The 22,361-nt window shown below is 50.1% G+C and carries 14 protein-coding genes and 1 pseudogene; 10 read left to right on the top strand and 5 right to left on the bottom strand.

The window, feature by feature from the left end; all coding sequences use genetic code 11:
• Positions 1–56: 56 nt before the first annotated feature.
• The 3 genes from O3C43_07195 to O3C43_07185 form a co-directional block, all read right to left on the bottom strand.
• Positions 57–359, bottom strand: coding sequence for a HigA family addiction module antitoxin (locus O3C43_07195; GenBank protein ID MDA1066271.1), 303 nt, complete (start codon positions 357–359; stop codon positions 57–59).
• A 22-nt stretch (positions 360–381) separates the two neighbouring features.
• Positions 382–663: a type II toxin-antitoxin system RelE/ParE family toxin gene (locus tag O3C43_07190; GenBank protein ID MDA1066270.1), complete on the bottom strand. Its 282-nt coding sequence runs from the start codon at positions 661–663 to the stop codon at positions 382–384.
• Positions 664–771: 108 nt separating this feature from the next.
• A complete protein-coding gene (locus O3C43_07185) occupies positions 772–1,608 on the bottom strand; it encodes an alpha/beta hydrolase-fold protein (GenBank protein MDA1066269.1) in 837 nt (278 codons plus the stop codon).
• Between the two features lie 99 nt (positions 1,609–1,707).
• On the opposite strand from O3C43_07185, the gene O3C43_07180 reads away from it, so the two are divergent.
• On the top strand, positions 1,708–3,186 hold the full coding sequence (locus O3C43_07180; protein ID MDA1066268.1) for a sulfatase-like hydrolase/transferase: 1,479 nt from the start codon (positions 1,708–1,710) through the stop codon (positions 3,184–3,186).
• Positions 3,187–3,209: 23 nt separating this feature from the next.
• Here O3C43_07180 and O3C43_07175 read toward each other — a convergent pair whose 3' ends face one another.
• Positions 3,210–5,471, bottom strand: coding sequence for a DUF5916 domain-containing protein (locus tag O3C43_07175; GenBank protein MDA1066267.1), 2,262 nt, complete (start codon positions 5,469–5,471; stop codon positions 3,210–3,212).
• A gap of 259 nt (positions 5,472–5,730) precedes the next feature.
• Between O3C43_07175 and O3C43_07170 the strand changes: the two are divergent.
• Positions 5,731–6,771: pseudogene (locus O3C43_07170) on the top strand (sulfatase-like hydrolase/transferase).
• A 59-nt stretch (positions 6,772–6,830) separates the two neighbouring features.
• Here O3C43_07170 and O3C43_07165 read toward each other — a convergent pair.
• Positions 6,831–7,703, bottom strand: a complete 873-nt coding sequence (locus O3C43_07165; protein MDA1066266.1) for an AraC family transcriptional regulator — start codon at positions 7,701–7,703, stop codon at positions 6,831–6,833.
• A gap of 152 nt (positions 7,704–7,855) precedes the next feature.
• On the opposite strand from O3C43_07165, the gene O3C43_07160 reads away from it, so the two are divergent.
• From O3C43_07160 to O3C43_07125, 8 genes are all read left to right on the top strand, one after another.
• Positions 7,856–8,725, top strand: a complete 870-nt coding sequence (locus O3C43_07160; protein ID MDA1066265.1) for a phosphoenolpyruvate hydrolase family protein — start codon at positions 7,856–7,858, stop codon at positions 8,723–8,725.
• Positions 8,726–8,909: 184 nt separating this feature from the next.
• Entirely contained in the window at positions 8,910–10,112 is a 1,203-nt protein-coding gene (locus tag O3C43_07155; protein MDA1066264.1) for a Tm-1-like ATP-binding domain-containing protein, read from the top strand.
• A gap of 57 nt (positions 10,113–10,169) precedes the next feature.
• Complete coding sequence (locus O3C43_07150; GenBank protein ID MDA1066263.1) at positions 10,170–10,601, top strand: cupin domain-containing protein; 432 nt, start codon at positions 10,170–10,172, stop codon at positions 10,599–10,601.
• 350 nt (positions 10,602–10,951) lie between these two features.
• Positions 10,952–15,016: a ThuA domain-containing protein gene (locus tag O3C43_07145; protein ID MDA1066262.1), complete on the top strand. Its 4,065-nt coding sequence runs from the start codon at positions 10,952–10,954 to the stop codon at positions 15,014–15,016.
• 57 nt (positions 15,017–15,073) lie between these two features.
• Positions 15,074–18,205, top strand: a complete 3,132-nt coding sequence (locus O3C43_07140; GenBank protein MDA1066261.1) for a HEAT repeat domain-containing protein — start codon at positions 15,074–15,076, stop codon at positions 18,203–18,205.
• A 114-nt stretch (positions 18,206–18,319) separates the two neighbouring features.
• On the top strand, positions 18,320–18,859 hold the full coding sequence (locus tag O3C43_07135) for a transposase (protein MDA1066260.1): 540 nt from the start codon (positions 18,320–18,322) through the stop codon (positions 18,857–18,859).
• A gap of 117 nt (positions 18,860–18,976) precedes the next feature.
• Positions 18,977–20,524, top strand: a complete 1,548-nt coding sequence (locus O3C43_07130) for a sulfatase-like hydrolase/transferase (GenBank protein ID MDA1066259.1) — start codon at positions 18,977–18,979, stop codon at positions 20,522–20,524.
• A gap of 284 nt (positions 20,525–20,808) precedes the next feature.
• Positions 20,809–22,344 (top strand): arylsulfatase, encoded by a 1,536-nt coding sequence (locus O3C43_07125; protein MDA1066258.1) that lies wholly within the window; start codon positions 20,809–20,811, stop codon positions 22,342–22,344.
• Positions 22,345–22,361 lie beyond the last annotated feature (17 nt).

Below are 22,361 nucleotides of genomic sequence, written 5' to 3'. Positions count from 1 at the left end.
CCCGTTGCTTGCAGAGGAGAGTAGCATTTTTAAGAGCATTGGATTCCTTCCTTCAATCAGGCAATTTTTAGCGGCACGACCTCTTGATCAATAGTGGCACCAAGCTCTTCCCGCGCCTTACGTAAATCGTACTCTTTCTGTAATCCGAGCCAGAATTCGGCGCTAGTTCCAAAGTAACGAGACAAGCGCAAAGCTGTATCAGGAGTAACCGACCGCTTTCCTTTTATGATTGCTGTTATGCGACTGTGCGGAATGCCAATATCCGTCGCCAAACGATACTGCGTAAGGTTCATTTCATCGAGAAACTCTTCACGAAGGATGATACCTGGATGTGGAAACTTCAATTTACTGGTACTCATAATAAAAACGGGCGTTTTATGGTTAACGGTAATCTGTTATCTCAACATCGTATACATCTCCATTTTCCCACCGGAAACAAATGCGCCATTGTTGGTTGATTCGTATACTAAATTGTCCACGTCGATTTCCGGAGAGAGCCTCTAGTCTGTTTGACGGTGGGATTCGAAGATCTTTGAGGTCACTAGCTTGACTGAGCATCGCGAGCTTGTTGAGAGATCTCTGTTGGATGTTACCAGGTAGTCGCCGTGAACGCTGTTGATTCCATATTTTTTGTGTTTCATTGTCAGCGAAACTTTTAATCACAGTGAAAGATTCGCTATATTTACGTGTAGCGTCAATGTTTATTTACGCATAGCGTTAATATCACGCTAACTATACGGCTCATAGAGGAATTAAATTCCTTGGGTTTTTCTACTCACTAACCAAAAACTCCACAGCCTCCGGAATCCATCCAGTGTCCCAGGCATGCTTGCGGTTCGGTTCCATTACGTAGCGATGGGGGATATTGTTCTCAACCAGAAGCCGGTGAATCTCGACCCCGCCGATCGCACGCGTTCCTTCGGTGCTATAATAAAACAGGCGAGCTTTATCTCCGAGATCCTTGCCACGTTTTTTAACAAGATTGGATAGGCGATTGGCTTCGAAGTTTTTAACCGTCCCCCACTCACGAGCTATGCGCTCCGCGCGTTCCTCTTCCGTAATGGGTCCCGTGTCAGCCCGAATTCCTATGTCCCAACCCACGGCTTTTCCGAAGAGTTTGGGATTCCTAAGAATCAGCGCTATGGCACCCCACCCCGACTTACTAAAGCCGATCAATAGGCGGCCATCCGCATTAGGCTGCGTAGGGTAGTGCTCATCCACAAACGGAATCACTGTTTTCAGAAGATGACTCTCATCCCGTTTGTGCGGATTTAGGTCGTGATCGGCGAACCAGGGCTTGGTGGTAAAAGCCGGAGCTACACAAATCAGCTGATGCGTATTGTGGTAGTTATGTTTTTTTACTTCCACCAGTCCATCACCGTGATTGCACAAACCGTCCTCGTGGACAGGCAAGACGTAGAGAACACGGTAAATAGTTTCCGAATCGAAATTGTCGGGTAACAAAACCCTGAGTGTCGTATCTCCCGCCTGAAATGGGGAAACCAATCGATACTCTTGGAATCCCTCAGAGGTCACCTGAAATGATTCGTCCGAAGCACTTACTAACGAAGCAGCAAAAAAGAGAAATAGGGCAGAAAGTAGTCTCATAGATTATTTATAGAGTAAGTAGAATTGGTTTTGCGATACACAAAACGGTGGACAAAGTATTGAGATTGCTGACTCAATCAAAATAGTAAGAACTTTTCGATGACCACCCATACAAAAAAACCACCCGCGGTGACCTTGTCGAAACCGAACGTCCTGCTAATCGTTGCCGATGATATGGGTTACGGTGATTTCGGAACGTTTAATCCAGGTGTTGTTCAGACTCCGAACCTGGATACTCTAATGGGCCAAGGCACCTGCTTTCGCCAGCATTATTCTGCATCGCCCATCTGTTCTCCGGCTCGAGCCTCACTTGTAACAGGAAGAGTTCCTCATCGCACGGGCGCAATCACCCAACATGAACTTCATGGACTGGACCGGATCGCGTTGAGGGAAATAACCATGGCCGACATGTTTAAGAATTCCGGATACGCAACCGGACTGGTGGGCAAGTGGCACAACGGTGCTTTGGACCGAAGATACGAACCGAACGCCCGGGGCTTTCAGGAGTTTGTCGGATTTTGTGGTGGGTGGTCCGACTATTATGATTACACTCTACGCGTTAACGATTCTTATCGAAAATCGGACGGAACCTATTTGACCGACGTGTTCACTGATGAAGCGTTGTCCTTTATCAAACGACATCGGGAGGATCCTTTTTTCCTCCAGCTCGCTTACACAGCCCCGCACGCACCCTTCCAGGCACCAGCAGAGTTAGTTGAAAAATACAAAGCCAAAGGTTTTGACCGGATCACCGCCACCACTTATGCGATGATCGAAGTTATGGATCAAGGTGTCGGTCGTATCCTTCAATACCTGGAAGACGCACAACTCGACGAAAACACCATCGTCCTGTTCACGAGTGATAATGGCCCCGCCTTTTTTAACCCCTCCCGTCAGCTCGAGCCGGGAGAGAACAACTTCAATGAGCGCTTCAATTGCGGCATGCGAGGAAGTAAGGGTTGGGTCTATGAAGGTGGTATCCGTGTACCGATGATTGTTCGATATCCAGACCGAATAAAAGCGAATCAGTTGAACGACGACCTCGTCCATTTCACAGACTGGCTCCCTACACTCATTGGTCTATCAGGCATCGATCCATTGGAAGGCCCAGCGTTCGATGGGCATGATATTTCCCCTATGCTACTAGGCGGCAGTGTAGATATAGACCCTCGACGTTTCTGGCAATGGAACTTCTACGTTCCGAACATCGGCACCAACGCAGCGATGCGCGACGGGGATTGGAAACTGGTGCGCCCAATGATAAAAGGAACCCGCTACTTCAGCAAGGAGCTCTACGTCAGCGAGGAAGACGAACTACGTACTAAGGCATTTTCTGCCGCCGACTCTCAGCACAAAAAAGATCCGCAATCCATTACCGAATTGCTCCCCATCCCTCGAGTTAAACTGCCAGATCCTGAGCCACCCGAACTCTATAATCTCGCAGAAGATCCTGGCGAACAAAACGACCTGGCAGAGAAATTCCCTGACAAAACAAGTAATATGTTGAGCCAACTTGAAACCTGGTTCGAAGACGTAGAGGCAGAACGTCTAACCATTCCGGGAGCGCTGCATAGGTAAACATAAACTCTTTTATGACCTGATCAAAATCTAAAGATAGAACTAAGCTTTAGAGTAGTATCCATCTGCTTGCGCACAAAGCCGGTCCTTTCATCAAGATAACTCTGGTTCAGCACCAAAAACACCCGCTTCCCTGGTTTGTATTCCCAGACCAACCGGCTGTTGATACCCATTGTATTCGAAACATTATCGTACTGCACCAAGTTAGACCAACTAAAGTCGGGAGTAAAATTGATCAGCGCTGTAAGTGAGGTCAGTTTTATATCAAAGTCCCCGGTTGGCAGTTCGACATCCTGTTTAGAGTAGCTGAGCACGGCCCCAAAATGCTTGGACGGTAAATAGGTTAGCTCGGACGTATTCTCAATCCTGGTACCATTATAAAAATCCCCGAAAGAAAAATCGTGATTCAATTGAAGCTTTCTCCTGGTGGAGGTTTGAAACGCAAGAATCCCTCGCGTCCATGAATAATCTCCGGCCGGAATGAGAACGTCATCCGCTTCGCCATCGACATTGTAGATCGGGAACTGGCTGTTAGGTACGTCGGCTGAACTCTCCATTTCAAAAATGATTTCGTCCCCTGACTCGAACAAAAGTTGGAGGGGTGTGAAAATGTGACGGGAAGATGCAAGCTTGTTGGAAAGGTCCGTGATATATTCTCCTTCGTATGAGTAATACATCTGGCGCAGCCACTCTTTCGACTCTATGTAGGGTTTGTACAACAGTCTTGTGTAGTATCTTCGAACTCCTGTCCGCGGAGCAAATCCAAGAGCCGGATGAAAGTTTTCATCCACATGCGCGAAGGCCATTTCGGCTTCGAATTCAGCAGCTGGAAGAATCGCACTACCGCCCACTACAGGAGCCAATCCACTTTCAAAATTCGGATGGTCCGAATCCGTGGCCATGGCAAAAGCATTCACTTCCAGTCGGTATTTATTGAGGAACTGGTTCGTCAGGTACTGAAAATCTCCCCCGAGCAGAAGATTATTGTATTCGGAATTGGGATCACCGTGTGTAGCTAGGACTCCGATTGAGGACTGGTCAAAGATCTGCCGCTTTACCCGCCCCACAAAAGCGTTCTGGCTATTCAGCTCTCCGTTGGCGTCCACTACCGCATTGATGACACCTATATTGTAGTCTCCTATCCTACCAGACAGCTTGGCCGCACCTAGCAAAGGCACGACCTCTCCACTGTTGTTCAAGCCAATACGTCGACTGAAAAACGGAAGGATGACAGGAGATGCTCTCGATCCCGTCCTCCGACTGAATCTGCCGGCCAGGCCGCCGTAGTTGAATACCCCGGCATCTTCTAGAAAGAAGCTGCGCTTTTCGGGAAAGAACAGGGAAAATCGTGTCAGATTAACCTGCCTAGCATCGGTCTCGGCGGCGGCAAAATCAGTATTGTAGCTCAAAGTTGCACTCATCTTGGGAGTGATCCGGTAACGAATGTCTCCTCCCCATTCGAAATCGAAATCATCCGTCCCCAGAACCTTGTCGTCCGATTGCTTACCAAGAATGTATGGATTGATCTCAAGCCCCAGTCCCTGTTTGAGACCACTTAAGCCATTGAGTTTTCCTGCTTCCGACATGTAATAGCCGCGAACAGAATTTCTCGGAGAGGACCATATACCCTGTTGATCCAGGCGCTTGATCCTCCTGACCACATTGAGGCCCCATTGGGAAGCTTCTGGATCAAAGCTAAACGTCGTAAGCGGAAAAGCCATTTCGGTCTGCCATCCATAATCCGTTATCTGAGTTTTTGCCTCCCAGACGCCATCCCACTGGGAATTGTAGTTAGCATTGTTGGTGGCTAACGCGTCATGGCGAGTTCCGTTCGGATTCGCGATGAACGAATAGGCATTTCGCTCATCATTGAAGGTATCTAGGTTTACAGTGATGGAGTCATCATCCCACAGAGTATCATCCCGACGCATATAACGGGCTACAATTTTATCCGGTTCCGTATCCCAACACCAGAGTGCAAAATAAAGATAGTGATCGTCGTATGCCACGCGAAAGAATGTCTGCTGGTCCATATGGGTATACGACTGGGGCTGATTCTGCAGTAATGGGCCAGCAAGCGGGGCAGTCTGCCACACCTCCTCATCAAGATGGCCGTCTATCTTCGGCGGTGTTTCGACACGCACGGCAGTGATTTCTGGCCGGTAGTCCCTATCCAAACGATAGGGAGGAATCTCCTGGCGTTCGGGAATAGGTGAATCGGATGCAAGTAGGATCCTATTGAAAACACACAGGCAGATGAAAATTCTCAGCAGATTAATAGACATGGATGGCGATCGAAAAACCCTTTGAAAAAAGGGTAGCGTTCAATACCAAATTGATCCTCGATCACAGTCGAGTCATTCTTAAAATGAAAAACTGTCGATTTCTCCCTCCGGATTGGTGAATTCTCCATTTCGCTTCCGAAATATAGTATTCCGGCAATTGAGATTGCCGACTGATAGGATGCCATTCCAATATTGAACTCATACCAACCACCCCGACATGAGATTCCTCGCCACTCCCCTGCTTCTGCTTTCCTTGTTCATGTCAGGATGTGGACCCCAAGTTGAAGATCGAGCTCCCAACTTCGTCATCATCTTCACCGACGACCAAGGTTACGCTGACCTCAGTTGTTTTGGTGGTGAACACGTCTATACACCAAACATAGATCAGATGGCAGCCGAAGGTATGAAGCTCACCAGTTTCTATATGGCCGCAGCTCTCTGCACGCCTTCCCGCGCAGCATTGATGACCGGAAGCTATCCCAAACGAGTCGATCTGGCTTACGGAACTGACTTCGTTGTATTGCTGGCCGGAGACGGCAAAGGTCTGAACCCCGAGGAAGTGACCATAGCTGAAGTGCTTAAATCGGTCGGTTACAAAACCGGCATTTTCGGGAAATGGCACCTGGGTGACCAACCGGAATTTCTTCCAACCAGGCAAGGATTCGACGAATTTTTCGGTATCCCCTATAGCCACGATATTCATCAACAACATCCCCGACAGGATCACTTTTCTGGACACATTAAAAAAGCACGGGCTCGATGATAACACCCTGGTAATTTTCACATCCGACAATGGTCCTGCCGTAGGAAAAGCCACGCCCTTACAGGGTAAAAAAGGAAGCACCTTTGAAGGGGGCATGCGCGAACCCACCGTCATTCGCTGGCCGGGAAAGATCCCAGCAGGCAAGGCAAACAATGAATTGATGACCGCCATGGACTTGCTCCCACCTTTGCCAAACTAGCTGGAGCTCAAATCCCAACCGACCGGGTAATAGATGGCAGAGACATCTGGCCTGTTCTAACCCAAGGTGCCCCCACACCGCACGAGGCATTCTTTTATCACAGTTCCACGAATCTTAGAGCAGTCAGATCTGGAAACTGGAAACTACACGTCGAGGAAGGCGTACCCAAAGCGTTATACAATCTAGAAAGCGATATTGGAGAATCAAAAAATCTTTTAGACGGGAGTGATACCATCACAAATCGATTGCTCGCCTACATTGAAACGTTTGAAAACGACCTGGCGCAAAACAGCCGACCGTCCGCTTGGGTAGAAAACGCGGTACCCTTGTCAAAATAAGTGTTTACACAATTCAGCTACGCATGGGTTGCTTAAATACAATTTGGGTAATCAGAGACCTATCGAAACTTCGAAGGACTCCACCCAACCCAACGTTTGAATAAAGTAGAGAAGGTAAAAGGGTTTTCGTAACCAACTGCTCGGGCAATGGTTTCAATTTTGTCGTTGGTCGTGCTTAGCAAGGTTTTGGACCGTTGCATCCTTAGAAAGGTCAATTGCTGCATGGGACTTCTGCCGTAATGTTTGCGGCATAATCGACGCAGGTGCTCCTCACTTAGGTGGGCTATATCCGAGAGTTCCGCCAAACTCCACTTACGAGCCAAGCGAGGCTCGACCTGCTGCCAGAGTTTCCAAAGTCGATCGTCGTAATCGTGTGGTTGAGCGAAGCGCAGGACATACTGGTGAATCAAATCGATCCAGTGATTCAGCGCGCCAGGATTATTTAGACCTCTACTCTCAGCATGCAGTCCATTGATGGCTGCCAACATCGGTGTATGATCGTAAGATCCAAGCACAGGAGAATTTTCGGAAACAATGGGTTTTATTTCTCTAGACTCAAGATAACGCACCCAACAAAAATGCCAGGGCGTACCTTCAAGGCATTTAAAAGTGTTCAACACAAAGGGCGGCAGGAGACAGGCTTCACCTGCACGAAGATGTTTCCAGTTTCCGTCGACAAGCACCTTCCCTTCACCTGCGAAACAAGCCATCATATAGGAACCAGATTGATTGGTCCGCATGAGCTCAAAAGGAAACCGAGCCCATAGAATGCCGACATGAGCAATATGGTGTTGAGAAAGCAATGGACAAATCGGGCTGTCCGATAGCCAATCACGCTTATCCGAATCATCCGAGCGGACCACCTGATACTGAGAGTCAGCCAGATTTTGAATATCCTCCAAAGGAACTGATTGCTGAGAGTCGAATATCATATTTTAGGCGAATCAATGTAGGATAATAGATAGTATTTCTATTTTAAAAGCTTATTTAGGGGTTATCAATTATCTGCAATGTGTATATTCGATATATTCATGTTGAGCAAAAGGAGTTGCCGGATAGATTGAGAAGCAGTAAATATCTCCACATGCCAAATAAATGGACAGGAAAAGGAAACCCCTACACAAGAACTGAAGTGCTGGAGCGCTTGCATGATACTCTCAGCAAAGGCGAACCGATCATTGCCGCTGGTGCAGGAACGGGCATCAGCGCCAAGTTTATAGAGAAAGGCGGAGCCGATGTCATCATCATTTATAACTCGGGACGCTTTCGTATGGCAGGCCATGGATCCACCGCCGGGTTGATGTCCTACGGTGATGCGAACGCCATTGCCATGGAGATTGGTGAATTCGAAGTGCTGCCGGTGGTCGAAGAGATCCCCGTGATCTGCGGGGTCCATGCCACAGATCCACGACGCCGTATGTGGCACTGGTTACTCCAGGTTCAGAACATGGGGTTCAGCGGGGTTAACAATTTTCCCACTCACATGATCGTAGATGGCCAGTACCGCCAGACCCTTGAAGAAACCGGCATGAGCGTGAAAAAGGAATTCGAAATGGTCGCCATGGCCCGCAAGATGGATATGTTTTCCATTGTTTATGTCGCCAAACCCGAGGAGGCTAAAGCCATGGCCGAAGCCGGGGCGGATGTCATCATTGCGCATGTGGGTTGCACCGTCGGCGGTTCCATCGGCGTAACCGACGCCGCGATATCTCTCGATGATGCCGCTACCCAAACTCAAGCAATCATCGATGCCGGAAAATCCGTGCGCGACGACATTATTTACCTCAGTCACGGTGGCCCCATACTCAGCCCATCCGATGCAGCGTTTATTAATGAACGTACCGATGCCGTTGGATTCGTGGGTGCCTCCAGCCTGGAACGTATTGCAGTCGAAAAGGCCCTGGTAAACATCACACAAGAATTCAAATCCATACCGGTTAAGCGCAAAGGCTGATATATCTATGTTTTCAACAATACTGGTCATTTGGAATGCCTTCATCCGATCGGCGGCGGAGCCAGGATGCTTCTGCCCTACCAAGACAGCTCAAGGTAAGGCTACTGCGTCCTCGAAGTGCCGGTCGTGTATCTTGGAATTCATACCCATACAAATTTAAGAACTAACACGGACAAAATACCCCATGGCAACAATCGCAATTCTAGGAACACTCGACTCCAAGGCCGACGAACATTTATTTGTCGCAGACCGGATTCGGGATCGAGGACACCAGGTAGTACTCATTGATGTGGGAACGGGTGGTGAGCCAAAAGTAACTCCCGACTATTCCAAATACGACGTGGCCACAGCAACCGGACTTGACCTCGTTCCTCTCATGAAACGGCACGACCGCGGTGAATGCGTGGTGGCCATTTCTAAAGCCGTACCCGTATTTCTGGCACAGCTTGTCGAAGCGGGGAAAATTGACGGTGTTATTTCCCTCGGTGGCGGAGGCGGTACAGCGATCGGAACAGCAGCCATGCGAGCACTTCCCATCGGATTTCCGAAACTTATGGTGTCTACGGTAGCGAGCGGAAATACGGCTCATTACGTAGGGACGAAAGACATTGTTATGATGCCCAGTATTGTGGATGTGAGTGGATTGAACCGTATATCACGAATGATTTTCACCCGAGCGGCAGGCGCTATTTCCGGGATGGTTGAAGCAAAGGTAGATGAAGAGGCAGGTAGGCCTCTCATTGTAGCCAGTATGTTTGGAAACACCACCACCTGCGTGAACCTCGCAAAAGAAGTTCTCGAAAATGCCGGTTACGAAGTGCTGGTCTTCCACGCCACCGGATCAGGCGGTCAGGCAATGGAGAGTCTAATCGAAAGCGGCATGGTCTCAGGCATCCTCGACGTTACGACCACTGAATGGGCGGACGAAGTGGTGGGAGCTACCTTATCCGCCGGACCAACCCGCATGGATGCCATGACCAAGGCCAAGGTACCTGCAGTGGTCGCGCCAGGCTGTGTCGACATGGCAAACTTTGGTCCACGCGAGACAGTACCCGAGCAGTTCGCCGATCGTACCTTCTACATTCACAATCCCCAGGTCACACTCATGCGAACCAATGCGAATGAGTGTTCGAAGATTGGTAAGATCATCGCAGAAAAAGCCAACGCTAACTCTGCGCCAGTAGTTATCCTCAATCCACTCAAAGCCGTCAGCGAAATCAATGGAGAAGGATTGGCTTTCCACGACCCAGATGCCGACAAAGCTTTGTTCGAAGCCATTCGTGAAAATGCAGAAGTGGAAGTGATCGATTTCGAACTCGAAATCAACGACCCTGAATTTGCTAAAGCCTGCGCAGAGAAATTATTAGAACTGATAAATCAATCCTAATTCATTTCAATTATAGCGTATCAATCCTTTGAATGCTTATCATCTTTTATAATAACCATGTCCGATAAAACAAACCGTTTCATGCAAGCCGCAGACGTCAAACAGGAGAAAGATCCTTGGGCTACCGTCGAATGGCTATCCAATCAAGAACTTGTAGGAGCTGAAGAGCTTCTGATGGTGCGGGCCACCATAGAGGCTGGCCATTCCCATCCCTTCCACCGACACCCTACTCGAGAAGAAATAATTTACGTAGTCTCAGGCCAGGCCGAGCAGTGGGTTGAGGACGAATACCGCATTTTAAAAGCCGGTGAAATGGCACTCATACCCCAAGACGCCGTTCACGGAACCTACAACCCTTTCGATGAAGACGTAACTTTCCTGGCCATCCTCTCCCCCTTGAAAGGTGGAGAACCCAATATCGTAGACGTATCCGAAGAATCCCCCTGGACCCAGCTACGCGCCCAACACAACCGACCGCCGGTAAGCTAACCTGAATTTTTCACCGATGCAGGAAAATCGATTCCAAAGGCAATTTCCAGATAAGTACCCCATATGAAAAACTACCTATTCCTTCTTTTCACTTTGGCTCTCTTTGCAACCACCTTGCAATCCGCCGATCCGATTCGGGTCTTTATACGCGCAGGAGAAAAAACACACGCCCCCGGCGCCCATGAGCATCCTCAATTCCTGAAAAACTGGACGGCGCTACTCGAATCACGCGGAGTTCAGTGTGATGGCAGCCTTGAGTTTCCTACACAGGAACAACTTAACAATTCGGACGTGCTCATCCTCAACGCGAAGGAGGCGGCAATATTACCAAGGGCGAGCAGCGCAATAACCTGGAATCATTTCTCAAGCGCGGTGGAGGGCTGGTTGTTATTCACGCCGGGGCCGTTTCGCGCGATCCCGATTGGTACAAATCCATCATCGGCGGCTCCTGGCGCTTTGGTACCACTCGCTTCCTCGAAGCGCCTATGAGCTTGTATTTCACCAATCTGGAAAGTCCGATCACCAAGGATCTTTCCAACTTCGATCTCGAGGACGAGATATACTACGACATGGACATGCTTCCGGAGGTGAAAGTCCTTGCCGCCGTCTACACTCCCAAGGGTAAGGACACTAAAGGTAAAGGAAACTTGGATGCCCAAGCCCGGGCAGCTGAAGCAGTTGCCAAAAGAAAAGGCGTAAACATCTACGATATTCAGCCACAAATCTGGACCTACGAAAACCAGCTCGAAGGAGGTTCACCCTACCGGTCCTTCGTTCACATTCCCGGACACTGGAATAAGAATTTCTCGCACACGGGTGTTCAAACCATGATTCTTCGCGGTATCGCTTGGGCAGCCAAGCGCGACAACGTAGACGAACTTTGCAAACCCAATGAACTGGGTGACGCACTCCGCTACGTGGAAGGTGGCGTCCCCCACCCCGAAGTTCTTCCAACGCACCTCGAAATACATCCGGAATTTGAACTGTCTCTCGTGGCCTCCGAGCCGCTTATCAACAATCCCATGAAAATTAATTGGGATCACCAAGGTCGCCTTTGGGTTGCTGAGACTCCCGAGTATCCCAATGGTAGGCGCGAACAGAATGTGGTTCCATGGATGGATTCCGGTTCATTGGTACCCGGGGTCTACGACCGCGATCCCTTCGACCGAATTAGTATCCTGACCGATAGCGACGGCGACGGTGTCATGGATAAGAAGAAGGTCTTCGCCGACAAACTGGAACTGGTTAATAGTTTTGTCTTTCATAAAAACGGCGTCATTGCCGCTAGTGCTCCCGACATCTGGTTTCTCGAAGATACCGATGGGGACGACCTCGCAGACAAGCGAACCAAGCTCTACACCAATCTTGGAATCCGCGATACTCACGCTGTCATCAATAATCTCCATTACGGCGCAGATGGCTGGGTGTATGCGACACATGGATACTCAAGCTCCCAAAATGTCACCTCAGGGGACGGCAGCCAAGACTTCGGTGCGATCGGTAGTGGAGTCGTTCGTTTCAAAGCCGACGGAACCGCCTTTGAGCAATACGCATCGCGCAGTGGAAATACCTGGGGAATGGACACCACCATGGCGGGCGAAGTTTTCTACACTCAACCTACCACCGGCAATCCGCTCCTCCACGTTGTTTTACCCGAAGCCATTCTGGCCAAGGGCAAGCTGCCCGGAGTCATAGGAACCAACGGTCTTCTCCCCGGAGCCCTAACCTTTCCAGCCATGCAATGGGAACAGCAAGCTTACGTGCAAATCGACCAGGTCGGTCGCTATACCGCGGGAGCAGGCTGCGTCATCTACGAAGGAGGCGCATGGCCCGATAAATGGAATCACAGCTACTTCACCACTGAACCGACCCTAAACATAATCGGCCATTTCAACATGGCCAAAGAAGGAATCAGTTACAAAGCCACCAAGGAAGCAGGTCGTGAACAAACGGAATTCATTCGCAGTACAAACCTTTGGTTCCGTCCGATAGACGTTATGACCGGACCCGATGGAGCGATGTATGTCGTGGATTTTTGTAATCAAGCCGTTATACACAACGATACGCGTGGGCCTACCCACGGACCGGCAAACGCAGCTGTCCGGCCCGATCGCGACCACTATTACGGACGTATCTGGAAAGTTCAGCACAAACAGGCCAAGGCTATAGGACCGACTTCATTGAATCCCAAAGACGTTGCCGCGTTAAAGAAAGCGACTCAAAGCCCGAACGAACAAATTCGAAGCACGGCTCAACGTCTGCTACTCGAACGAGACAGCACTTCGCCCAGTTTCGTTGGAAGCGATGCCGTGAGAAGCTACGAAAAGGCATCCCAATTGAGTCCAACAGAAATCGTTGCTCAAGCGAAGAGTGCCCAGGACGACTGGACCCGATCCGCATTAGTATCGGCATCCGTTGACAAGGCCGTGGCCGTTCTGACCGCAACCCTCAAGACGGATCCCAACACGTCGTTACTGGCCTTCACCTCCGCTCTCACACCTGCGGCACTCAACGGCAACAAGGCCGCGGCCAACGCAGCCCGACTACTCAAAGCCTGCGGTCAAGCTGGAGCGAATGTTGCTTCCACGAAAGGCATAATCTTGCGAGGTCTCGCCGAAAGCACCCAAGCCCCACCACCACTCAACCGATCTCTGAAAACTTCGTTGGCATCTTTACTTAAGGACGACGAAGTCAGCACGCTCGTACTGCCTATGGCTGTTAGATGGGATTCCAAAGGAGAACTCGTCTCACAAACGAAAGCGCTCACTCGTTCACTGCTAGACAATCTCAAAAAAACCAACCTGAGTGAATCGCAACGAGCTATGGTCGCTCGAAGCTTAGTCAGTATCCGTGGTAGCGATATAGCGATACTGCCAGCCATAAAAACCATCCTCAACGGCCATGGCAGTGACTCTCTAAAAGAGGGTATTCTCGCGGCGATTGGAGATGTGGAAGGAGCAGATTTAGGGAAGATACTGATCGATTACTTCATCGCTCAACAAGGTCCATTAAAGTTGAAAACTTTCGACCAAATCATCAAGCGCCCAAAATGGACCCAGGAATTACTCAAGCTGATAGATGACGGAACGATTCCACCCGCAGATCTTGGCCCCGGCAACCTGTCGCGTATGAGGAAACATCCGGATAGTGACACCTCTCGTGCCGCCTATATAATTCTCTATAAAGTGGCTCCTGAAATTGCAGAAAAAGATGATCTAATCGCAAATCTCCTTCCTGATGTGGATAAACCTGGAGATCCCAATAAAGGAAAAGTTTTATTTGCCGCCTGTACTGTCTGCCACCAGCTCGGAGGAGTTGGAACGGCGGTCGGCCCCTCCCTGGACGGAATGGGCGCCCACGGAGCGGCAGAGCTACTCGGCCAGATCATTGATCCTAACCGCGTCATAGAACAAAACTATTTGGCTCACAATATCACGACTAAGAGCGGTGAGACCTTTGTCGGCATCATATCATCAGAAAACGCGTCTTCCGTAAACCTCGCAACGCAAGCTGGAGTTAGGGAAATCGCCACCTCGAATATCGCCAAGCGTGAGAACACCAACCGCAGCTTAATGCCGGAAGGATTCGAAGCTCTGGGAGCCGAAGGCCTGCGCGACATTCTAGCCTTTATTAGAAATCAAGCCAGCCCTCAACAAGCACAGCAAACAAACACCGCCAAACCGGCCACGCCCTCTGCCCCCGTTCAAAGTAAGCCCAAGTGGCCACCCCCCATCCCGGCGACACCCGTCGAGTGGGAAGCAGGTAAAACCTCCGTCCTCATCATTAGCGGTGGATCCTCGCACGAGTTTCACAAATTCTTCGGAGAGACCGATTCCAAAACGCTGGAAGCAGCAGGACTCACCGTTCACTACACAGAAGACAATGCGCAAGCGACCAAGGAACTGGCCAATGCCGATGTCGCCATCATAAGCGTCAACCGCACAGATTTCGACACTCCCGAATACCGCAAAGCACTTATGGATCGCATCGCCGCGGGCAAAGGCGTCATCATGCATCACCCGGGCACCTGGTACGGTTACAAGGATTGGCCTGAGCTCAACATGAAGGTCGTAGGCGGTGGCACACGCGGACACGACAAGCTCGGCCCGATGGACGTTCGCGTGGTCGATAAGCGTCACCCAATCATGAAAGGCGTATCTGCCGAATTTGGATTCGCCGATGAACTTTACATGATGAATGCGGGAGGTCCTCCTGAGGGAGCCAGTAAGATTCAAGTGCTCGCCGAAACAAGCGTCAGCGTGAAATCTGGCGAACGCCACCCTGCAGTCTGGATCACCGAGCATCCGAAGGCTAGAATAGTCGGCTATACCCTAGGTCATGACGAACGAGCCCACGATCACATCGACTACAAAAAAATCCTGATCAACGCAGCCAAATGGGTCGCACGGGAGTAGCACATTTTCAATTTCGTGGTGCAAAGCCACATACCCACATCATCAAGCCCTAAAACGATGTCACCTCGAATACTGCCCCATATTAAAACTGCACTGGGCCTAAGCATTCTGTTTCTTGGAGCAGCAAACCTGCCGGCCAAGAAAACCCATTCCTTCCGAACGGAAATCTGGACACCCGAAGAAGAGCTCGCTGGCTTTGAATTACCAGAAGGATTTATAATAGAACTCGTGGCCAGTGAGAAGGACGGCATTGTCAATCCGATCGATCTGACCTTCGATGACGCAGGAAGACTCTGGACGCAGACTGCGATCATGTATCCGCTGGATCCTTTTGCCGACGTGCAATTTGGCGAGATCCGCAAACTGATGGAAGATCCCGATATCATGCAAAAGAATCCGGAGTTCGAACGTATTCGGAAGTTTTATGAAGGAAAGGAACAGGGGGACGACAAGATTCTAATCATAGACGATCCGCACGCAAAAAATCCATCCAAACCACGCGTGTGGGCCGACGGTTTGGCCATACCACAAAGTATTCTTCCTTACAAGAATGGCGCCTATGTGGCTCAAGGATCCGAGCTGTTCTTTCTAAATGATACTGACGGAGATGGTTTTGCAGATGAACGGAAAAGGACACTGACCGGTTTCGGGTTTATCGATACCCACACCATGGCTCATTTGCTGATTCGCAGTCCTGGAGACTGGATTCATTTCAGTCAGGGTGCTCTGAACTGGAGCAATGTAGAATCCCTGGTCAGCGGAGATACATTGCAAATAGATTACAGCAAGATTGTACGCATGTCGATGGATGGAGCGCGGCTTGAATTGGTTTCATCCGGTTTAAATAACATCTGGGGATTCCAAATGCGGGCCAATGGCCTGTATTATGGAACAGAAGCCAATGATCTAAGCTGGTCGGTGGTTCCCATGGAGCCAGGTACCGGATATAAAGGAATTGGAAATGCCCGCCTACGTCCCTATCAGCCTTGGATTCCTGAATTGCACGATTTCCGTGTAGGGGGAACCGGCATTTCGGGACTGGAATTCGCCGATGGGATGGAAAACAGTTTTCCTCCCGAATGGGGAGATGTCGCGCTGCTGGCAAATTGTATTACCAGCAGCATCAACGCCGTACGCATCGTCCGTAATCCCGATGGGACCGTATCGGCTGAGCATTTGCCAGACCTGCTTAAATCGAAGGACGATTGGTTTCGTCCCGTGAACCTGGAGTTTGGACCCGACGGCTGCCTCTACATCGCCGACTGGTACAACAAAATCATTTCACACAATGAGCTTGCCCGCAGTCACCCCGACCGGGACAAATCCCACGGCCGCATCTGGCGTATCCGTCACGAAAGTCAAAAGCCCGGCAAGATTCCCAACCTCTACGAAGTACCCACCAAGGATCTGGTCTCCCATTTGAAGGGCCCATCGCTCTGGGAAAAACGTGCGGCCTGGCATCAGATTACCGACCGTGCCGCCAAGGAACTCGCACCCCAGTTGATCAAACTGGCCAAGGACAAACGAGCGGATGTCACCACACGCATCCACGCTCTATGGTCCCTGGAAGGGCTCCATCATTTTGATTCCCGCCTGATGAAAACACTCCTCGATTCTTCCGAGGACGAGTTGCGCCGGGAGGCGATTCGGTCACTGGCCAGCTTCGATATACCTCCGTCACGTATGGCAGACTATTTGGAAGATTTCATAAACGACAAGAACGTGATGGTGCGCTCGCAGGTATTGCGCACCCTGGCGGATTATGGCCAAGCCAACAACGAAACCATCGACATCCTTTTGAGCTATTGCCGGCCGGACATTCCCGGTGAAGCTTTGGGCGGACCTTACGAACGCAAGTTTGAACGCTACCTGGCCCGCGTGGCACTGGAAAAATATGAAGACGAATTGACCGTTTATCTCGAAAGCCCACTTTCGCAAAAACAATCGGCCGAGCATCGTTTCTGGGCCATCCAGGCTCTGAGTCCGGAAAAGCGTGAGCCCTACTTTCTGGCGCTCTGGGATTCAATTCAGGCCAAGCCCTGGGATGCCCCAACCTTTATCGAGATCATTAATAACCTAAATACCTCGGCCATTCGAAAGGTCGTTGAACCCCCATTCGGAAACTTGTGGAATGCCAGGCACCTGGTAACAACGGCCAACCAGGTTCTCGGACAAGTCGACTCCCAAGCATTAAAACCATTGCTGGAACCTGCTGTGGGTTATTTGCTCACTACACCGGACCTTAACGACCAGGCAATCGGATTGAAGGCGGCAGTAGGCTATAGGATTTCCAGCTTTGAGGATTCAATCATTCACCTGCTCGAATCTCCCGCTTCGGATACCGTGGTTTTAACTGGAGCCATCGCCGCCCTGGAAAGAGAACCAACAGCAAAAACAAAAGCCGCCTTTCAAAGCCTGTTCGAAAATCCATCCATGAGTTTTGACCTGCGACTGGCCGCCATCAACGCGCTGATTAAGGCAAAAGGAAATGTAGATTTAAAGCTGCTCAATCCTTTCCTGAGTTCCTTAAGCGACTTTCAAAGAGACGCGTTCATAAAGGCCTTATCCGCATCCAGACCCGGTTCTCAAACCTTGCTGACTCTGTTGGAAAAAGGCATATTGAAGGAGGACCAGATCGATACCTGGAATCTTGAACGTATGGTTGGAAACAAGATCAAATCCAAACGACTTGAGACACTCCTTCAGCAACGCCAAACCGAGAAGATTGCAGCTTATCAGGAAACTTACGATGCCTTCATGGATATTGCCGAGTCTGAGTCAGGAGATCCTCAATTGGGTAAACCACTTTTCACCGCGATCTGTCTTGCCTGCCACAGTGTGGGGTCTGAGGGACCAGGATGGGCGCCTGCATTGGATGGCTCTGGTTATCGCGACCATGAAGCCTTGCTCACCGCCATCCTGGATCCGAACGCTGCCATGGAAGGTGCCTATACGGTACGTCGCGTCCAGAAAACGGATGGCAGCCTGGTGGAAGGCTATTTGGAAAAAGAAAATGAACGCGGTGTCACGCTTCGTTTTATGGGAGGCGGTTCACTGTTTATTCCAAAAAACGAAATCAAAAGTCTGGATCAGGTCATGGGACGTTCCACCATGCCGGAAGGGTTGATTGACCAATTACCCCACGAACAAGTGGCCGATCTCCTCGCCTACATTCGAACGCTGAAATAGAAATGGGATCATTTTAATTATCAAACTGTAGGAGGGGGGGTTATCCCCCGATTTTCAAACGATTACAAACAATCGGGGGATAAACCCCCTCCTACAGTGTCAACCTTATAGAATATGAGAGACCCTTCAAAAGGTCATGCAGCTCTACGCAAAGGCAGATGGTCCGCCCAAGACACGATGTATTTCTTAACCATCTGTCTGAGGACTGGTCAGTCGGGTTTGGATTCGAAGGAACTATTCGAATCGAGTCTGACCCATTTGAAAACGCTCGAAAAAGACAAATGTCGGGCCGTCCATGGCATCGTTCATATGCCGGATCATGTTCACCTACTAGTTGAATTAAACACCGAAACAAACTTGCAAGATCTGGTTCGTCTATACAAAGGACGAATGACCCCGGAATTGAGAAAAAACGAATTAAAATGGGAGAATGGTTACTTTGATCGTCGACTGCGTCCTGAAGATTCCGTCGGCTCTGTGTTGCGATACATGCTGATGAATCCTTATCGAAAAGGCTTGATAACCACTGACAGCGAATGGCCTTATTTCCACTGCAGGGAGGAAGCCAAGTCGTGGATTAATATAGCTGGAGAAAAGAATCTGCCCATGCCAGAGTGGATTGGATCAGCAGGAAAGAAAAACATAAATGCCTAACCGCTACATTCAAAATTTATTTTCAAACTGTAGGAGCGGGATTATCTCGCGATATTTTCGAACGACCTCCAAGCAATCGGGGGATAAACCCCCTCCTACAACAATCTCCATTACCCCATGAAAATACTCCTACTTTTTACTGCGCTTCTTACTATCCCCTCGCCTCTCGTCCTGATGGCCTCGTCACATGCGGCTTCGCCGCCAAACGTCGTGGTCATCTTTGCGGATGATCTTGGCTATGGCGACACGGGCTGTTACGGTGCGACCAAACTCAAGACGCCGAACATCGACCGCCTGGCAATCGAGGGTCGCAGATTCACCGATGGGCATTCCGCATCGGCCGTTTGCACGCCTTCGCGCTATAACTTAATCACAGGCGAGTACGCGTTCCGCGGAGACCACTGGTCACCCGTGTTCCTGAAAGTTGGGCTACTTATTGATCCGGATCAGACAACCGTGGCCGATGTCATGAAACGTGCGGGTTACGCAACATCCATCATCGGCAAGTGGCACTTGGGCTTCGGCGAAGAGACACCCAACTGGAATGGAGATTTGAAACCTGGTCCCCTTGAATTGGGATTCGATTACTATTTCGGCGTACCCGTAGTGAACAGCCACCCACCCTTTGTCTATGTGGAAAACCACCGCGTAGTCGGACTGGTTCCGGAAGATCCGTTCGTCTACGGTCAATTGGCGAACACGGAGATGTTTCCCGAAAAGAGAAAACTCGATGACATTGGTGGAGCCGATGCCGCACACGCGCTTTACAAGGATCGCGAAGTCGGAACCAAGCTCACCGAGAAATCGGTCCAATGGATCCGCGAACACAAGGAAGATCCTTTCTTCCTCATTCTTTCTACCACCAACATCCACCATCCCTTCACGCCGGCTCCAAGATTTGTAGGCACCAGTGAATGTGGCCGTTACGGCGACTATGTCCATGAACTCGATTGGATGGTTGGTGAGGTCATGAATACTCTTAAGGAAGAGGGGCTGGACGACAGTACACTTGTTATCTTCACCAGCGACAATGGTGGTATGTTCAACGTCGGAGGACAGGACGCCTGGAAGGCTGGACATCGGCTGAACGGAGATCTACTCGGCTTCAAATTCGGTGCCTGGGAAGGCGGACACCGTGTTCCATTCATCGCACGCTGGCCTGGGAAGATCCCTGCTGGCTCGGTTTCCGATCAACTGATCAGTAATGTGGATCTGCTGGCAACCATGGCTGCCTTGACTGAGCAAACCTTAGCCAAAGCCGAAGGCCCGGATAGCTTTAACGTTTTACCTGCTTTAACTGGATCTCCCAAGGAGCAGATTCGCGATCATCTGGTCCTGAGTCCCTCAAGAAAAACGAATCTTTCCATTCGAAAAGGCAAATGGATGTATATCAGCGCTCAGGGAAGTGGAGGATTCAGTGGAAAACTTGAAACCGACTACGAACGTGGCGGCCCTGGCGCTCATTTGCTCACAAAGCATGTGAACAGCGATATCGAAAACGGCATATACAAAGCCGACGCTCCACCTGCTCAACTCTACGACTTGGAAAAAGATCTATCTCAGACAATAAATTTATATAATCAATACCCCGAAATCGTTCGTGAAATGAAAGCCCTCCTTGACCAATGCGTAAAAGCCAAGCGCACTGCACCGGAACGAGGGTGACTTAGCTGTAGGAGGGGGTTTATCCCCCGATCTTTCGAAGGCCTCCAAGCAATCGGGGGATAAACCCCCTCCTACAATTTTAATACACCAATACCCCATGAAAAAACTCATAACTCGGGAAAAATAGAAAGACACATTGATTATATTAAAATAGTTGGCTCTTGGATCCTTTATTCATAACTTATTACGAAACTGTAGGAGGGGGTTTATCCCCCGATCATTGTACGACCTCGAAGCAATCGGGGGATAAACCCCCTCCTACAGTTTTCTATATAATATACCCTATGAAAATACTCCGACTCTTTATTTCACTTCTCATTATCCCCTCGCCTCTCGCCTTGGTGACCTCGACCCTTGCGGCTTCGCCGCCCAACGTCGTCGTCATCTTTGCTGACGATCTAGGCTACGGCGATACGAGCGTTTACGGCGCGACAAAGATACGAACGCCAAATATTGATAAGTTGGCTCTACAAGGTCGGCGCTTCACCGATGCTCACACCGCTTCAGCGGTTTGCACCCCGTCACGTTATTGCCTTCTCACCGGTGAGTATGCGTTCAGAGGAGATCACTGGTCGCCCGTGTTTCTGAAAGTGGGACTCATTTTTGATGAGAACAAAAAGACGGTGGCCGATGTGATGAAGGATGCCGGCTATGCTACAGCCTGCATCGGGAAGTGGCACTTGGGCTTCGGAGAAGGGACTCCCAATTGGAATGGCGATCTCAAACCGGGACCACTCGAACTGGGTTTCGATTACTACTTCGGCATGCCCGTAGTCGGTAGCCATCCGCCGTTTGTCTATGTGGAAAACCATCGCGTGGTAGGCCTGGATGAAAACGATCCATTCGTTTACGACACCGTAGCCAAGACCAAACCCTTTCTGGAAAAAATGGGAATCGACCAGATTGGTGGCGCTGAAGCTGCGCATGCTGTGTTTGACGACACCATGGTCGGAACTGAACTTGCAGGAAGAGCTGTTAAATGGATCAAGGAGCACAAAGACGAACCGTTCTTTCTCTATTTCCCCACCACCAACATCCATCACCCATTTACTCCACACCCCCAATTCCGCGGCACCAGTGAGGCTGGTCGTTACGGCGACTTCGTCCACGAGCTGGACTGGATCGTTGGGGAAGTGACTCGCACTCTGGATGAAGAAGGATTGGCGGACAATACACTGGTCATTTTCACCAGTGACAACGGTGGCATGATCAACCTGGGAGGCCAGGATGCCTGGAAGCTGGGGCACAAACAAAATGGAGATCTCCTCGGCTTTAAGTTTGACGCCTGGGAAGGTGGACACCGCGTGCCCTTCATTGCTCGCTGGCCCGGAAAAATTCCCGCCGGAAGCGTATCAGATCAGTTGGTATCCAATGTCGATTTGATGGCTACGCTCGCCGCCGTCACGGGTCGGGAGCTGCAAGATGGCGAAGCCCCAGATAGCTTCAATATTCTGCCAGCATTAACTGAAAATACGTCAGTCCGGGTTCGTGATCACCTGGTGCTTGCACCTCAAAAGAGTACCCACCTGTCTCTGCGAGCTGGTGACTGGATGTATATCAGCGCACAAGCTGGTGGAGGCTTCACTAGTCCCCACGCAGGAACCCATCTTTTCGGTGGCCCTGCTGCCATCCACTTTGCAGGCGAAGTGAACAGCGACCTCGAAAATGGAAAAATAAAACCGGACGCACCCAAAGAGCAGCTCTACAACTTACGAGCAGACCCCTATCAGGCGACCAATGTCATCCGGGATAATCCAGTCATTGCCCAAACCATGCGCGAGCACCTGGCTTCCATTCAATCAGGCAAGGGCACACGGTAGATAAAAGTTTATTATCA

Source organism: Verrucomicrobiota bacterium (assembly GCA_027622555.1).
Lineage (GTDB): Bacteria > Verrucomicrobiota > Verrucomicrobiia > Opitutales > UBA2995 > UBA2995.
This window is presented reverse-complemented; position numbering and strand designations above follow the sequence as displayed.